Source organism: Parafilimonas sp., from assembly GCF_047606085.1.
Lineage (GTDB): Bacteria > Bacteroidota > Bacteroidia > Chitinophagales > Chitinophagaceae > Parafilimonas.
On the sequence record NZ_JASGEX010000095.1, the window covers coordinates 1 to 16,621 of the forward strand.

The 16,621-nt window shown below is 42.4% G+C and carries 11 protein-coding genes; 7 read left to right on the forward strand and 4 right to left on the reverse strand.

Annotation, left to right across the window (positions count from 1 at the left end):
* From QM629_RS08290 to QM629_RS08300, 3 genes are all read left to right on the forward strand, one after another.
* On the forward strand, positions 1-343 hold a 343-nt coding region (locus tag QM629_RS08290; RefSeq protein ID WP_415159071.1), incomplete at its 5' end, for a family 16 glycosylhydrolase.
* Between the two features lie 266 nt (positions 344-609).
* Positions 610-2,652, forward strand: a complete 2,043-nt coding sequence (locus tag QM629_RS08295; protein WP_415159073.1) for a DUF2264 domain-containing protein — start codon at positions 610-612, stop codon at positions 2,650-2,652.
* Positions 2,653-2,670: 18 nt separating this feature from the next.
* Positions 2,671-3,108, forward strand: a complete 438-nt coding sequence (locus QM629_RS08300; protein ID WP_415159075.1) for a nuclear transport factor 2 family protein — start codon at positions 2,671-2,673, stop codon at positions 3,106-3,108.
* Positions 3,109-3,110: 2 nt separating this feature from the next.
* On the opposite strand, the gene QM629_RS08305 is transcribed toward QM629_RS08300, so the two are convergent.
* Positions 3,111-4,169 (reverse strand): LacI family DNA-binding transcriptional regulator, encoded by a 1,059-nt coding sequence (locus QM629_RS08305; protein ID WP_415159077.1) that lies wholly within the window; start codon positions 4,167-4,169, stop codon positions 3,111-3,113.
* Between the two features lie 519 nt (positions 4,170-4,688).
* Here QM629_RS08305 and QM629_RS08310 point away from each other — a divergent pair.
* The 3 genes from QM629_RS08310 (at position 4,689) to QM629_RS08320 (ending at position 8,485) form a co-directional block, all read left to right on the forward strand.
* Positions 4,689-7,052 (forward strand): beta-L-arabinofuranosidase domain-containing protein, encoded by a 2,364-nt coding sequence (locus tag QM629_RS08310; protein WP_415159079.1) that lies wholly within the window; start codon positions 4,689-4,691, stop codon positions 7,050-7,052.
* A 270-nt stretch (positions 7,053-7,322) separates the two neighbouring features.
* Entirely contained in the window at positions 7,323-7,469 is a 147-nt protein-coding gene (locus QM629_RS08315) for a DUF3368 domain-containing protein (protein WP_415159081.1), read from the forward strand.
* A complete protein-coding gene (locus QM629_RS08320; RefSeq protein WP_415159083.1) occupies positions 7,466-8,485 on the forward strand; it encodes a nucleoid-associated protein in 1,020 nt (339 codons plus the stop codon). Before QM629_RS08315 ends, QM629_RS08320 begins: the two co-directional genes overlap by 4 nt.
* A 72-nt stretch (positions 8,486-8,557) precedes the next feature.
* Here QM629_RS08320 and QM629_RS08325 read toward each other — a convergent pair whose 3' ends face one another.
* The 3 genes from QM629_RS08325 to galA form a co-directional block, all read right to left on the reverse strand.
* Complete coding sequence (locus QM629_RS08325) at positions 8,558-9,964, reverse strand: aminopeptidase P family protein (RefSeq protein ID WP_415159085.1); 1,407 nt, start codon at positions 9,962-9,964, stop codon at positions 8,558-8,560.
* An 81-nt stretch (positions 9,965-10,045) separates the two neighbouring features.
* On the reverse strand, positions 10,046-12,445 hold the full coding sequence (locus QM629_RS08330; protein ID WP_415159087.1) for a glycoside hydrolase family 127 protein: 2,400 nt from the start codon (positions 12,443-12,445) through the stop codon (positions 10,046-10,048).
* 261 nt (positions 12,446-12,706) lie between these two features.
* Positions 12,707-15,148: a beta-galactosidase GalA gene (galA, locus tag QM629_RS08335; RefSeq protein ID WP_415159089.1), complete on the reverse strand. Its 2,442-nt coding sequence runs from the start codon at positions 15,146-15,148 to the stop codon at positions 12,707-12,709.
* A gap of 516 nt (positions 15,149-15,664) precedes the next feature.
* Here galA and QM629_RS08340 point away from each other — a divergent pair.
* A complete protein-coding gene (locus QM629_RS08340; RefSeq protein WP_415159091.1) occupies positions 15,665-16,621 on the forward strand; it encodes an ATP-grasp domain-containing protein in 957 nt (318 codons plus the stop codon).

The window sequence follows — 16,621 nt, forward strand, 5'->3', positions numbered from 1 at the left end:
CAGCCTTTTGGCCAACATTGCTATCGGTACATCAATACCGTATAAGGCGTATTGGTATAGCAGGAAGAAACCTGTTGATACTGTGTGGGCGTCACAGTTTCATGTATGGCGCATGGATTGGGATTCATCTGCCATTGCTTTGTATGTGGATGATGTATTAATGATTAAAGTGCCGCTTGATTCCCTCGTGAATAAAGACGGCAGCGGCTTTAACCCATTCACGCAGCCGCAATACATGCTGTTTGATTTTGCCATTGGCGGATTGAATGGCGGCGACCCATTACAAACAACATTTCCCAAAACATTCGAAGTGGATTATGTAAGGGTTTATCAGAAAAAATAGTTGCCAATAAAAGGCAATAAGCTTTTCTACAACGTTTTCGTAAATAAACAGGCTTCATTCCTTTCTTCAAATATAATTATCCTGTACACTTGTAGGGTGCAATTTAAAACCAGCTATGGTTGGCGCCCTGCCGGATGGAAAATTATGCAAGGAACAAAAATTTGAATTGCCCTGCTTGCAGCGCCGTGCGGGTTATACAGCGTTTGCATTGTTTAATATAAACAGGTTGTTTGAACCATATTATTTCAGTTTTTTATAACCATATAATGAATAATATTTCAAGGGCTTTCTTTTCTTTTTTATGCTTGTTTACAACTTTGTTTGCCAATGCGCAATATGGCGGTGATACCGCTTTTGTTTTGCGGCATAATGGGCATAAAATATTTAAAGTTGCAAACCCTGATTATACATTAAGCCCTTATACGGGCATGACGCGGCAGCACTGGAAAGATGCCGCTTTATATTTATTGCAGGGCGCATTTCATTATGTGCATAATATGAAAGACCCCATGCAGTTTCCAAAACAGCCCGGCAAGAGTTATCCCAGGTCAAATGCCCAGGCGCCAACTGAAAAACTGGAAGGTTTATGCAGAACCTTATTTATGGCTGCGCCTTTATTAAGGGAAGATTCAACGCTTGTAATAAACAATATAAAGGTGGCAGATTATTACCGTTACCATATTTCAAAACTGGTTGATTCAACCGATGCCACTTTTATACAACACCGTGCACCAAACGGTGGGCCGCATCAAAACCTGGTTGAATTTGGCGCATTATCGCTTTCCCTTTTTTCAATACCTGAAATTTTATGGAAGCCGCTTCCGCAACAAATAAAAGATGCGCTGGCGGCAACCATGTTAAGCTATGGCGATGGGCCAACGGTGCCATCCAACTGGAAATTCTTCAACATTTTTGTGCTTAGCTTTTTTAAATCGCAGGGCTATGCCGTAAATGAAAAACTGCTGGTTGAATACCTGGATAAATCGCTGGCCCATTATCGCGGCGATGGCTGGTATAACGATAACCCCGCTTATGATTATTACAGCATGTGGGCGTTTCAGATGTATGGCACGGTTTGGTCTGAATTTTTTGGCAATACCTATTACCCGGAATATGCTGCAAAATTTAAAGAAAACTTTAAGCCGTTGAAAGATGTATATGCGCGCATGTTCAGCAAAGACGGCAACATGATTTTATGGGGCAGAAGCATGAGTTACCGTATGGGCGCCATTATACCATTTCCTTTAATGGGTTTTGAAAACGATGCAAACATTAATTACGGATGGATGCGCAGGATAAGTTCCGGTGTATTACTGCAGTTTTTGCAAAACCCTGACTTTATAAAAGATGAAGTGCCCACGCTTGGTTTTTATGGCGCGTTTGAACCTGCCGTTCAGCCTTACAGTTGCCGTGGCAGCGCTTTCTGGATGGGCAAGGCTTTTCTGGGTTTGCTTGTGCCTGCCGGTAACCCTTTCTGGAACGCAAAAGAGAACGATGGCTTATGGGATACCGCATTTAAAAAAGACAGCGTTTATAATTTATTCTGCGATAGCTCGCATATACTTATTACCGATTATCCAAACATTGGCGCATCTGAAATTCGTGCCTGGTGCAAAGTAAAAGCTATTGATGCCGGCGAACCTTTCCGGGCCAGCGAAAATTATAACCGGCTTTCCTATAACAGTGCTTTTCCCTGGCAGGCAGACAGCGTGCAGGGCGTGGTAGCAATGAATTATATCTTTAAAAATAAGAACAATGAATGGAAGCCGTTGCGGTTATATGATTTTATAAAATTTGATAATGGTATTTATTACCGTAATGCCGTGCTGGAAACCGATACGGCTGTTCAGTTAAAACTTGCAGATATACCCCTGCCCAACGGCATTTTAAGGGTTGATAATTGTATAAGCGCTAATACAATTGATATGCGGCTTGGCCATTATGCATTGCCCGAAGTAAAGGGCCGCATAAAAACAGCGCATAAAAAACTGAATGGCTTTGACATTGAGATTATTGACAACGGCGTTTACCAGATGGCAATGGTATCGCTGCTTGGATGGAATAAGCCGGAAGTAAAGCATACAGTTGACGTGAATGCAGTAAGTGCAGAGAGTGATGTGATAAATGTTTCATCAACCATACATCCTTCCGGTAAAAAACATATTTATGCAACGCTGATGTTATGGAAAAAGTCGGGGGAGAAGTTTAACGATGAGGAATTGTTGCCGGTAAAAGCTATACATGAAATACGCGAAGATGCGGTTGAAATTATATTTCGAAACGGCTTGCAAAAGCAGGTTGTTTATTAAGGTGTAAATAATCCGGTTATGATAAAATACATATTGGCATTTATGATAATTACTTCTGTTACCAGCCATAAAGCTGCTGCCCAGCCAAAAGAAGAAAAAGAAGTATCCGCTGCCGTAGAAAATTTCAGGCTGGCTATGGCGGATGGCGACACCGGGAAGCTGGATAAACTTACCGCAGACAGCATTACGTATGGCCATTCGTCAGGCTTTATTCAGCACAAGCCTGAATTTCTTAAATCGTTTGCAGATGGTTCTACCGATTTTGTAAGCCTAAATTTTCTTGACCAAACCATACAGTTATTTGGCAACACAGCCATCGTGCGCCATATACTGGATGCTGATACAAATGACAACAATAAGCCAGGCCATGTTAAACTGAAAATACTATTGGTTTGGCAAAAGCAAAAAGGAATGTGGAAATTGCTGGCAAGGCAGGCGGTAAAATTTAATAACTGAGTTCAATCTGCAGCAGCTTTGCGCAGTATTTTCTTCTTTAAGCTTGATTGCCTTATTACAAGCGCTGCATCCAGCACTTTTTTTTCGTATCTGGCAGGCGGCTGCTTGCTTTCAATAAGCTGTATAAGCATCTCGGTTGCCTTTTGCCCCATTTCAAAAGCGGGTTGCACGATGGTGGTAAGCGGCGGATTAAAAATATGCGCTGACAGCGAGTTGGTAAAACCTGCCATCCCCATCTGTACAGGCATCTTAATCCCTTCTTCACACAGTATGCTGAAAGTAGTAGTGCTTAGCCTGTCTGATGCCGTGAATATCGCATCAGGCTTATCGTGCATGGCAAGCAATTCGTTTACGGCAGCCCGTGTTTCTTCCTGTATCATGCCGCCATGCACGCAGTATTTAATGTAGCGTTCATCTATTTGCAGCCCGTTATCTTCAAGTGCTTTTAGATAGCCTTCCAGCCTTTCAAGCGTAATTGATAAATTATTGCTGCTGGTAATATGCGCTATGCGCTGAAAGCCCTGCTGTGCAAGGTGTTTGGTGGCCTCATAGGCGCCATGAAAATTATTGCAGGTTACCTTGTGTGTATCAATATCGTTGGTAACGCGGTCAAAGAAAACTATCGGAAGCCCTTTATGATGTATTTCTTTAAAATGATCAACGTTTGCTGTTTCGGCGCATAAAGAAACCAGCAATCCATCGGGCGAGCGCGTCATGAGGTTCTGGGCCGTAATTACTTCCCTTTCGTACGATTCATGCGTTTGCGTAATAATTACTGTATAGCCTTTTTTATGTGCAACAGATTCAATGCCATTAATCACCTGCGAGAAAAAATTGTTGTCAATATTTGTAACAATAACACCTATCAGCCTGCTTTTACCTTTGCGCAAACCCTGTGCAACAGGATTAGGTTTGTAATTATGTTTTTCGGCATAATCTAAAACAAGCTTTTGCGTTTCCTGGCTTATCTCATAGCTTTTACGCAAAGCCTTTGATACGGTAGAAACCGAAAGGTTAAGCGCTTTTGCTATATCTTTTATCGTTATCGTTTCAAACTTCATATACAAATGAATGCAACAATGACAAATTAAATGTATATCCTGTTGCATGCATAACAGCAATAGCATTTATTATTAAGTTTAACATGAGCCTGGCATAATATATACTCCTCGCTGGATAAAAATGTGCAATCATTGATTTGCCAAAGTACAAATCTATTCTTATTGCCAGCCTTACATTAAGTAAGGCAAGCATAAAACATAACCACTGGCACGTCATGCCCGGCCTGACCGGGCATCTACGTCTGAATTGTAAGTTTGCTGATAATATTATTAGTTGCTTTAAATAATAAGAGCAGGTTCCCGCCTTCGCGGGAATGACGTGCAGGAATGTGAGATCATCTTACAATCCTATAAAGCAAGTACAAATTGCCAAATGCACAAATTCATCCTGTGTTTACTATAATTCAGGACTTTAACAGGCAGGGCGCATATCGAACGTGCATTAAGTTAAAAGCATTCCGGCTGATTGCAATATGGTAAAGCATTTCATAACATCATTTTTCATAATTATTTTTACGCATGAAACTTAAGTTTGCATTTTTGGCACTTACAGCAACAATCGCCTGTAATGCATTTTCCCAGTCCTATTTGCCTGAAAAAAACAACAATAAGTTTAAGGTGCAACCTGCTATACAGCCGCAGGCTTATGCCTTTAATTTAAAAGATGTGCGGCTGATTGATAGCAGCCCGTTTAAGCATGCCATGGAAATAGATGGGGGCTATTTATTATCGCTAAGCGTAAACCGGCTGCTCACCCGTTTTTATATAAACGCGGGCCTGCCACCAAAAGACAGCGTGTATGGAGGATGGGAGAGCGAAGGGCTTTCCGGCCATACTCTGGGCCATTATTTATCGGCCTGCTCCATGATGTATGCCTCCACAGGCGATAACCGTTTTAAGCAAAAGGTTGATTATATAGTGGATGAATTGGGCAGATGTCAGGCAGCAAGAAAAACGGGTTATGTGGGTGCTATTCCCAATGAAGACTCTATTTTTTATAAAGTGCAGCGCGGCGAAATTAAAAGCGGCGGCTTTGATTTGAATGGAGGCTGGAGCCCCTGGTACACGGTGCATAAAGTAATGGCGGGCCTGGCAGATGCCTATTTGTATGCAGATAATAACAAAGCATTGGATATTGTTACAAAAATGGCTGATTGGACAGGTGAAATTGTTAACCCGTTAAACGAAGAACAACGCCAGAAAATGCTGAAGTGTGAGTTTGGCGGCATGAACGATGTGCTGGCCAACATTTACGCCATAACAGGCAACAAAAAATACCTTAACCTTTCTTATAAATTCTATGATGATTTTGTTATGCAGCCATTAGCTGAAGGCAAGCCCGACCCGCTGGCAGGCAAACATTCCAATACCAATATTCCCAAAGCAATCGGCAGCGCCAGGCAATATGAATTAACAGCAAACAAAGCTGATGAAACCATTGCCGGCCGTGCATGGAATATTATAGTGGATGGCCATAGTTATGCAACAGGCGGCAACGGTAACTATGAATATCTTGGCGAGCCCGGAAAACTGAATGATGCATTGAGCGATAATACGGCAGAAAGCTGCTGCATTTATAATATGCTCAAGCTTACCGGCCATTTATTTTCATGGCAGCCAAATGCCAGGCTGATGAATTATTATGAACGGGCTTTATACAACGATATACTGGCTTCCCAAAATCCCGGTAATGCCATGATGCTGTATTTTGAGCCATTGCGCATGGGGGCTAAAAAAGATTTCAGCGACTCTGTTAATACATTCACCTGTTGTGTGGGAAGCGGCATGGAGAACCATGCCAAATACACAGAGGATATTTATTTTGAAGGGGCAGATGGCTGCTTGTATATCAATCTTTTTATTCCATCACAATTAAACTGGAAAAGCAAAAATATTACCGTAACGCAGCATACAGCTTATCCTGAAAATGGTTCAGCGTCTATAGTCGTATCAACCAAAAAGCCTGTTGCATTCCCGGTAAAAATCCGCCAGCCATGGTGGTCAAAAACCAGCCCGGCAATAAAAGTAAACGGTAAAGAATTTAAAGTTGAAAAAGATGCTGATGGCTTTCTTGTTATCAATAAAAAATGGAATGATAATGACAGGATTGATATTGCCTTTAATATGAGTTTATATACGGAAAGCATGCCCGATAATAAAAATCGTGTGGCTTTATTATACGGCCCGCTGGTGCTTGCAGGTAATCTTGGCGATACCATGCCTGATCCCGTTTACGGCACGCCGGTTTTATTAACGGATAACAGGAATGTGAGCGACTGGGTAGTGAAAGATGATAATGCGCCGCTTACCTTTCATACCAAAAATACAGGCAAGCCATTCGATGTTGCGTTAACGCCTTTTTATAAAAATATAGACAATCATTACAGCGTTTACTGGGATTATTTTACCAATGCAGACTGGGCTGTAAGGCAGGCTGAATATGAAGCGGAGAAAAAACGCCTGCAGCAAATTGAAGCACAAACAATAGATAATTTCCGCATTGGCGAAATGCAGCCGGAACGCGATCATAATTTAAAATCGAGTGAACAGTCGTATGTTGACCAGGCCTATGGCCGCTCCGGCCGTGAAGTGAGAAAAGATGGTTTCTTTTCGTTTGATATGAAGGTTGATGGCGATAAGCCAACGGCATTGTTGTTTACTTATATAGGTGATGATAAGAACAGGAGCTTTGATATTTTGGTTGACGGAACAAAGGTTGCGTCTGTTGAACTGAAAGGCGGCGCTACCGGTAAATTCTTTGATGAAGAATATGCAATTCCTGCTGAACTGATAAAAGATAAATCAGCCGTTAATGTAAAAGTTCAATCAACCAATGGCAAAACGGCAGGCAGGGTGTTTGGTGTGAGAACAATAAGGAAGTGATTTTTTTAAACAAATATCCTCTTTACAGGCAATGTACATGCTGTGCGCAAATATTGAAAAGCGTTAAATATGGCGAGCCTTTGCCGGAATGGGTAAAAATTCAAAAAAATCAGCGATATACACAAACAGGGGATTTTAGAAATACAGCTTGATAAAAGTAAAGCAATGCTATTGCATTAGCTCTTGAAATACCGGGCAGTGTAGTTGTACTTGACGATTACCATGCAAGAAAAGTAGCGGCAAAACCCAATATAAATTTATACAGGAACATTGGGTGTTATTATAAAAGCAAAACTTAGTAAGATCATTGCATCTATACAGCCATTTATTGATAAAATTAAACAAACGGACTTTAGAATAACTGAAGAAATAGAACAGCAGGCATTTAAAGAAGCTGGTGATAAGACTATAAAATGATACAATCCTTTTCAATCCATAGGGTAGGCAATAAGTCTGCGGACGAGCCTATGCGTTTATCAAAACAGGAAGTAAAGCTGAACGATGAACTGCAGAATATATTAAGCCAATATTTTCTTTCATCATTCAAATCAGAGGAATATTACCGTTTTTACCACACGATAGAACTTTCTTTAAATGGAGTGTACACCTGCATTTCAAAAGTTTTTGAAAACCCCCGGTCGCTGCATGAACAATCTGTAAATCTTGCCAAACATTTATACGATAAAAGCACGCATCCAAAAATAAAAGGCGGCGAATTTTATGTGGCTTATTTTAAAGATTGCCATTTAAACGGTGAAACCATGGATGCCGTTGGCTTGTTCAAATCTGAAAATAAAGACACGTACATTGAAGTGGAGCCGGTAACAGATGGTTTTGATATAGAAAGCCGGCAGGGCATCAACATTAATAAGCTTGATAAAGGCTGCCTTATTTTTAATACGGAAAAAGAAAATGGATTTATATTATCTATAGTTGATAATACCAATAAAGCAACTGAAGCGCAATACTGGAAAGATGATTTCTTAAGTGTGCTGGTTTTGAATAATGATTTTACGCAAACCAATCAATTCCTGGGCATCACCAAACAGTTTGTTACCAGCCAAATAGATGAAGATTTTGAAATGAGCAAAGCTGATAAAATTGATTTGCTCAACCGCTCTGTTGATTACTTTAAAAAGCACGATCGGTTTGATAAGGAAGAATTTGAACAGGAAGTTTTTTTTCATCCGAATGTTATAGAATCTTTTCAAAAATTCGATCAGCATTACCGCCGGGAAAATGCAGTTGAGCCGGCTGATAGTTTTGAAATATCGGCACAGGCTGTAAAGCAGCAGGCGCGGGCATTTAAGAGTGTTTTAAAGCTTGATAAAAACTTTCATATTTATATTCACGGCAACCGCGAGCTGATAGAACAGGGCATTGATGAAAACGGCCGCAAATATTACAAGATTTATTATGAGCATGAAGCCTGATGGTACATGGTTGTTTAAACGCGGTCTGACGCTTCAAAGCGTCAGACCGGTAGCAGCTCCCGGATATATGCATTAAAATGCATTCAGCCTTATTGCTTCAATTTCATCCGTTTCTTTTATAAGATGCTTTCCAAGCTTTTGATAACCTTCATTTGTAATAAGATAATTATCTTCTATGCGAATGCCGGTAAAGTCTTTATATTGTTCAACAACATCATAATTGATAAAATTGCCGAGCCTGTTTTCTGCTTTCCAGCGGTCTATTAATTCAGGTATAAAGTACAGTCCCGGTTCAACGGTTAATACAAAACCCGGCTTTAGTTCTTTGGCAAGGCGTAACGATTTCCAGCCAAACTCCGTGCTCTTTTTAAGCGTATCACCGTAGCCAACATGTTGCTCGCCGAGGTCTTCCATATCATGTACATCCAAACCCATTGCATGGCCAACGCCGCATTGAAAGAACAAGGTGTGAACACCGGCTTCAACAGCTTCTTCTGCGTTACCTTTCACAAGCCCGGTTGCTGTTAAACCTTCAACCAGTTTTATGCCTGCCTGCCGGTGTATTTCTTTGTATTGAATGCCTGGCTTTAATAAAGCTGTTGCATGGTTTAAAGAGGCCAGCACAACGTTGTACATATCCTTCTGCCCCGGTGAAAATGCTTTGCCGGCAGGAAAAGTGCGGGTAAGGTCGCCGGCATAATGCATTGCATTTTCAGCGCCGGCATCTATCAAAACCATATCGCCTTCTTTAAGTTGATTGCCATGGTAATGGTTGTGCAGTGTTTGGCCGTTCACGGTTAGAATAATGGGATACGATAATCTTCCGTTGCTGGCCAGCGCTATTTCTTCCACTTTTGCAGCCACTTCATACTCCATCATGCCGGGCCTGGCAAACTGCATGGCAGCCAGATGCATATACGCGCTGATGGAAACAGCTTCTTCAATCTGCGCCACTTCACAGGCTTCCTTGCATTCCCTTTGGGCAATGACGGCTTTGATGAGTTTTAATGAAGCGAATTGCTTTACGTCCTTCAGGCCAATACCAAGCCACTGCGATAATTTTATTTTATTCTCTGCACGGTAAGGTGGCAATATGTGTACAGGTTGATTTTTGGCCTTTGCATTTTGTATAATAGTTTCAATGCTGTTGTACGATTGGGTTTTTGTAACGCCAACGGTTGCTGCCAGTTCGGCTATTGAAGGCAAGGGCCCTGTCCAGATGATATCATCCATGCTTACATCATTGCCGAAAATAATTTCATTGCCATTGTCAATATCAATAATGGCAGCCAGCATGGGTATATCCAGGCCGAAATAATACAGGAATGTACTGTCCTGCCTGAAAGGAAAACAGTTGTCGGCATAATTCATCGGGCTGTCTTCATTGCCCAGTAAAAGTATAAGGCCGTTGCCTGCATTTTCAGCCAAACGTTTCCTGCGGCGGATGTAAGTTTCTTTTGGAAAGATGTTGTTGTTCATGCTATGAAAATAAAATGATGCTATTTGCGCCAGATTCCAATAATTTTATTGTATTGTTTTTATTTCAGCCAATAAATTAATTTACTCTACAATCCATTCATGTACGCCGCTTGCATCATTCTTTGGCAGTTGAATTACCAGCTTTAAGGCAGTTGTTGTTACCGGTTTAAATTCAACTGCATTGTATTTATCTTTCGCAATTTCATAAGCGGTTGTGTTTTCAACCGGCAGCCATTCATTACCTTGTTTGTACAATAACTTCCATGATGCAGGCAAATCGCAGCCGCCCCAGGGCTTGTCATCGTACCAATATACCTTGCTTTTTGAAATGGTGTAAGCAGAATCAAAATCGTACTGTATCCATACTGTTGTATCCTTTGCAGGCCAGAAATGCAAATAGCTCATGCTTTGGTCATGGCTGTCTGACGGGTCATACTGGTCGTTTACCGCCTTCAGCATGAGTTTATTGTTTATGGAAGCAGATACTCTGGATTTTGATGCCACGGTTGGCGCTGCCTTTAGCTTTGCAATGCCGGGCTGGTATGGTATCCATACTTCCATTTCGCCGCTGCCGCGGTTATTCCAACTGTAATAGGGGATGGCTGTTACCGCTTGTGTGACAGGCGCTGCTGCATTATCTTTTGTAGCTTCATACCCTTTAAAATTAATTTCCGTAATGCCGTTTAAAACACCCGGTTTATAAACCGCATTGAAAACGGCATTGGTATCTGCCACAATGCTCATTACCGAACTGTCCTTTTGGTCAGCGCCTTCAATGCAATATACCACCGGCCCACGCTGCAGCGCAAAGCGGCCTATGTCGGCTTTTACATTTGAACTGGCTGTTACTCTTTGCACATCCATCGGAAAGTTTATGGTTATCTTATCGCCTTTCTTCCAGGTGCGGTTAATAACAGCATAGCCTTTCTGCCTCGTATAATTTGTTTTTTCACCATTTACATATACCGGAATATCTGCTGCATCATCATCCATAAAAGCATACAGGCTGCTGCCTGTTACGGGCTCATTTCCTGCCCAGCCGGGTATGCGTATATGCATAGTAAATGTACTCGCTCTTGCCGGCTCAAGGGTTATATTCACTTTGCCCTGCCAGGGGTATTCCGTTTGCTGAACCAGCTTTACTTCAGTTGATTGCAGATTGATGGTTGCATTGTTGCTCACAAATAAATTCACATAGAGGTCATTGGCGTTATGCGCGTAAATATAACCGGGCATAGATGGCAAAAACCTTGTCATATTGGTAATACAGCAGGCGCAATCAAACCATGCGCTGCGCTGGTGCTGGCCAACGGAAGCCAATGGGTTTGGATAAAAAAAGCGATTGCCGCTCAATGATATGCCGCTCAGCAAACCATTGTACAGTGTGCGTTCCAGCACATCCATATATTTTGAATCGCCATGCAGCAAAAACATGCGCTGGTTCCAATACACATTGCCAATGGCAGCGCAGGTTTCTGCATAAGCGCTCATGTTTGGCAAATCATAATCATCGCCGAATGCTTCGCCATTGTTGGTAGCGCCAATGCCGCCGGTAATGTATAATTTGTGCATGGCCACATCATCCCATATCGTATCAATGGCATCAAGATAACCTTCGTCATTGGTAAGCGCCGCCACATCGGCCATGCCGGTGTACATGTAGGCTGCGCGAACCGCATGGCCTTCTGCCTTTGTTTGATCAACCACTTTTTTATCGGCCTGGTTATAGGCTTCGCCGCCGGGCCCGCGCACATCCAAAAAGAATTTGGCCAGCTTTAAATAATCTTCTTTTCCGGTTGCGCGGTACATCTTCACCAAACCCAGTTCCACGATCTGGTGGCCGGGATATTCATGAATGCCATCAGGGCCAAAAGTTTTAACCAGTAAGTCTGCGTTCTTTTCCGCAATAGTTAAAAAAGATTTTTTGCCGGTTGCCGCATAATGCGCCACAGCCGCTTCGTACAGGTGTCCGCTGTTGTATAGCTCATGGCTTAATATGGAGTCTTTTTCCCAGCGCCTGCTGCCTATCCAATCCTGCGGTGTGTTTGTAGTTTGTGTGCCGTCAACGCCCGCCGTGCGAAAAGTATATAAATAACCATCCGGCTCCTGCGCAGCGCCAATAATGCTTATCAATGTATCCAGTTGCCTGTCGAGCTTCGCATCATATCTTTCCTGCAGGCTGTACGATGCGCCTTCTATCAGTTTATATAAATCCGTATCATCAAACGGGTAAGTGGTGAGCTTGCCTTTTTTCTTATGCGCTGCCATCAAAAAATTGTCAATCCTTCCATGCACACGGCACTGATCTAAAATATACGGAATGGTAACGGTGGCATTTGTTTCCAAACGCGGTTTCCAGAAATCATCTGTTAAATGCACCTGTGTAAAAGCCACCGGCTGAATGGGGTAATCTGTTTTTTGCGCTATGGCTGCATTTAAGAGGCAGCATGCAGCCAAAAGGCTTTTGCAATTTTTTTTCATCAGGCTTGATTTTTTAAATTTAGCTGGATGCCGGCAAACAAATAACATCGTTGTTATGCGTTTAGTATATAAGCGTTCTAAAATAAGTGTCAATATTACAAATAATATATGAAACTTTAATTTGCCCGGGTATATGGGGCGCATTTCAAATTTTCGCTTCATACGCGGCACTCCGGTCGGTGAGACACCGACCGGTAGCGGGTTCTTTCATAAAATGTTCCCCATGTGCCGGCGCTGAATTAATACTGCCCGATATGACGGCTAATCCTGCTGCAATTGAAGGGTTGCTGTTTTTAATCCGGTTGATGTTGCCTTCACACTTACCACGCCTGCCTGCTTTCCTGCTTTTACAATAAGCTGCGCCTTGCCATTAAATAATTTCCTGTACCAAATACCATCTGCAAGCTTATCTGCTTCATGGCTGCTTGGGTCGCCATTGCCAGCACCAATAATAGCTGCACCGGGGCCTTCCACTTCAAAGCTGATGAGGTTTGCTGCATCGGGAACTTCCCTGCCTTCATTATCCAATACAGATACATTTACCACAACCGCATCTTCACCATCAGCATGCAAAGCTTTTTTAGATGAAACAAGTTGTACTGATGCCGGTGCGGCTGTAGTTTCTATCTTGCTGACGATCTTTTTTCCGTTACGGTAACCAACAGCTTCCAAAGTTCCCGGTTCATACAATACTTTCCATTCCAGGTGGCCGTATCTGGGCATATCTTTTTTACCCAGGCTTTTACCATTTAAAAACAATTCAACATTATCTGCATTAGAATTTACCCATACAATTTTCTCTTTGCCTTCATCGCCTTTCCAGTTCCAGTGCGGTGCAATATGCATGATGGCTGAATCGCTCCACCACGACTGGTAATAATAGTAAACGGTTTTAGGAAAACCGCACACATCCATTATACCAAAATGTGAATTGATATTGGGCCAGGTATAAGGTGTTGGCTCGCCGCGGTAATCAAAGCCCGTCCATGCAAAGCCGCCCATAAACCAATCTCTTTTTTCAGTAAACGACCACCAGTATTCTGCTGTAGAAGCCCAGGGTGGAAATATACTGTCATAATCAGGCACATAGCAATTCACCGTGTCTTTAATATAAATGCCCCTCGTTGAAACCGTGCTTGCCACCTCTGTGCCTACAACGGGTTGGCCGGGATGTTCTGAATGATAAGCATCGGCGCCGGTAAGGTTATAATTAAAACCGCGAACAGGGATTACTTCATTCACCCCCTGGAAAGTATTGCCCATATTGGCTGCATACGTGCTGGTGCGTGAAGGGTCTAATTGTTTCTGCAGCATCAACTGGTTTAAGGCTATGCGTTTGCCAATGTTGGTGTGCTGCGTATAAAACTCTTCATTGCCTACAGACCATATAAATATGGATGCATGGTTCCTGTCGCGCAATATAAGGTCATGTAATTCTTTCTCGTATTCGCTGCCGCTTGCCAAAAGCCTTGTTTCATCCATTACCAGCATGCCCAGGCTATCGCAGGCGTCAAGCAGTTCCGGCGTGGGCGGGTTATGCGTTGTGCGGTAAGCATTGCACCCCATTTCTTTCAATAACCCTATTCGGTAATATTGCAGGTAATCAGGCAAGGCGGCGCCCACGCCTGCATGGTCCTGGTGATTGCTGGTGCCTTTTATTTTAAGCCACTTTCCATTCAGCGCAAAACCTTTGTCTTTATCAAACGTAAAACTGCGCACGCCAAACCTCACGTTCACACTGTCTGTCACCTGGCCGTTTTCCCGCACTAATGCAACAGCCCTGTATAAATAAGGGTGATCAATATCCCACAAAACAGGATTGTTTATCTGAAGGGTGCTGGTAAAAGTTTTTTGCTCATTAATACCGAATGCGGCCGGTGTTTGTTTTGATACAGCTATTATTTTGCCATCCCTGTTCAGCACCATTACCTGCAAACTGGCATTGGCGGTATATGTATTTTTATTAATGATGGTTGTTTGAAAAATAACATCAGCATTAACGCCTGTTTTTTCGGTGCGCACATATAAACCGCCCTGAGACGCTATATGAAGATTATTATACCTGTTAAGCCAGGCATGGCGGTAAATGCCTGCACCTTCATAAAACCAGCCTTCGTAATGTGTGGCATCGGCCCTTACAGCAATGATGTTTTTTTCGCCAAAACGGATGAAATCGGTAATATCATAAGTGGCGCTTGTATAACCGCTGAAGTTGCCGCCAGCATAATAACCGTTTATCCAGACTTTGCTGTCGCGGTACACGCCATCAAACCTCAGCTCAAAACGGCCGCCTGAATCTGCGTGGCTCACTGTAAACTCTTTACGGTACCAGCCAATGCTGTTCTGCGGGTAATTACCGCCGATCGCTTTATATCCATGGGCATCCTGATCTTCATTTTTCATGTAATCAAAAGGAAGCGCCACCGCCCAGTCGTGCGGAAGTTGAACTTCGCTCCATGCTGCATCATTAAATTTCAGGCCGTAAGCCATGCCATCGGCAGCACCTGATTTTGAAAAGCTGGTTTCATTTATGCCATAATTAAAATCAAGTGAAGGATTGGCGGCATTGCCGAGGTGAAACTTCCATGCTTCATCTATTTTTTGCTCCTGCCTTGTGATTATTTTTTGCGCCGGCGACTGTACCTGTATTGCCAGTAAAATTATAAGGAAAGAAAAATACCTGATCCACTTTGGTAATTGCATGAATAATATTTTATGACTGAAGAATACGAGACTTTTTGCCGTTGAAATTAATGCAGCAACAGTAATAATTTGATGCTGTTAAAAGATGAATAATAGCATCAAAATGCATGTTCCGGCAATTGCTGCATGTAAGTTTTGTTGGCTCAAATATAGCCTTCAGGCTTATCACCCACAAGTTTTTGCTGCAAGGTTTAAAACCTGTTACAGGTTAAAATCACTTTATGGCATTTCTTGTATAAACATTGTTCACCAGCCGGAGTATGCCCGGTGGGTTAATTGAATGTATTAAGGCCTGTTGCATTATTGTATCAACGCCTGCGCTGCGGTGTTTCCTTCCTTGCCTGATGTTTGCTGCCTGATAATTATTTTAAGTGATGAATTTAAAAATGTACGCCAAAAAATAAACTGCTTTTGTTTTATATAAGTTTAATTTGGAGCAATTATCTTCAATAAAAATTACATGACATTTATCCGTATTGGCTTTAGCTACTTATTCACTTCAAAACATCTAATGGTATGAAAAAGATCGGTATTTTATTCGGGAAAGAAAGAACCTTTCCCCAGGCATTCATCGAGAGAATAAACAGTAAGCATATTGATGGTATAACGGCGGAACCTGTGCACATAGATAAAATAATACAGGGTGAGCCTGCCGGGTATTCAGTTATAATAGACCGTATAAGCCAGGATGTGCCTTTTTACCGCGCTTTTTTAAAGAATGCAGCCTTAACCGGAACGGCTGTTATCAATAACCCATTCTGGTGGAGCGCCGATGAAAAATTTTTCAATAACTGCCTCGCTACAAAAATCAATGTGCCGGTTCCAAAAACAGTGATCCTGCCTTCTTATGAGTTGCCTGCCGATACATCGGGCGAATCTTTTTCAAACCTTGCCTATCCTTTAGACTGGGAGGGCATTTTTAATTATGTTGGCTTTCCGGCCTACATGAAGCCTTTTGCCGGCGGCGGCTGGAAAAATGTGTATAAGCTTACCGGCATAAACGATTTTTATGAAAAGCATGCCGAAACCGGCCAACTGGTTATGCTGCTGCAGGAAGAAATTATTTTTGAAGAATACTATCGCTGCTATTGCATAGGCGGCAAATATGTGCGCATTATGCCTTATGAGCCACGCAACCCGCATCACCTGCGCTATGTGGCCGATTTTAAGCCCGGCGCTGAAAAGCTGAAAGAAATGGAAGATATTGTGCTGCGCATCAATGAATATCTGGGTTATGATTTTAATACGGTAGAACTGGCTTTGCGCGATGGCGTTCCGTATGCAATAGATTTCTGCAACCCGGCGCCTGATGCCGACCGGAATAGCGTAGGCGAAGAAAACTTTGCCTGGGTAGTGGAAACGGCTGCCAGCTATGCTATTGAAAAAGCGCAGTTAAACGAAGCAGGAAAAGATAACCTCACCTGGGGCAGGTATATTAAAACAAGCGCCGATAAACAACCGTTAATTTCATAA

Bases quoted from the DNA above. Each gene is read 5' to 3' on its own strand.
- QM629_RS08330 (WP_415159087.1), bottom strand. From the start codon at position 12,445: ATGAAAAAAAATTGCAAAAGCCTTTTGGCTGCATGCTGCCTCTTAAAT.
- QM629_RS08340 (WP_415159091.1), top strand. From the start codon at position 15,665: ATGAAAAAGATCGGTATTTTATTCGGGAAAGAAAGAACCTTTCCCCAG.
- QM629_RS08305 (WP_415159077.1), bottom strand. From the start codon at position 4,169: ATGAAGTTTGAAACGATAACGATAAAAGATATAGCAAAAGCGCTTAAC.
- QM629_RS08325 (WP_415159085.1), bottom strand. From the start codon at position 9,964: ATGAACAACAACATCTTTCCAAAAGAAACTTACATCCGCCGCAGGAAA.
- QM629_RS08310 (WP_415159079.1), top strand. From the start codon at position 4,689: ATGAAACTTAAGTTTGCATTTTTGGCACTTACAGCAACAATCGCCTGT.
- QM629_RS08295 (WP_415159073.1), top strand. From the start codon at position 610: ATGAATAATATTTCAAGGGCTTTCTTTTCTTTTTTATGCTTGTTTACA.
- galA (WP_415159089.1), bottom strand. From the start codon at position 15,148: ATGCAATTACCAAAGTGGATCAGGTATTTTTCTTTCCTTATAATTTTA.
- QM629_RS08300 (WP_415159075.1), top strand. From the start codon at position 2,671: ATGATAAAATACATATTGGCATTTATGATAATTACTTCTGTTACCAGC.
- QM629_RS08320 (WP_415159083.1), top strand. From the start codon at position 7,466: ATGATACAATCCTTTTCAATCCATAGGGTAGGCAATAAGTCTGCGGAC.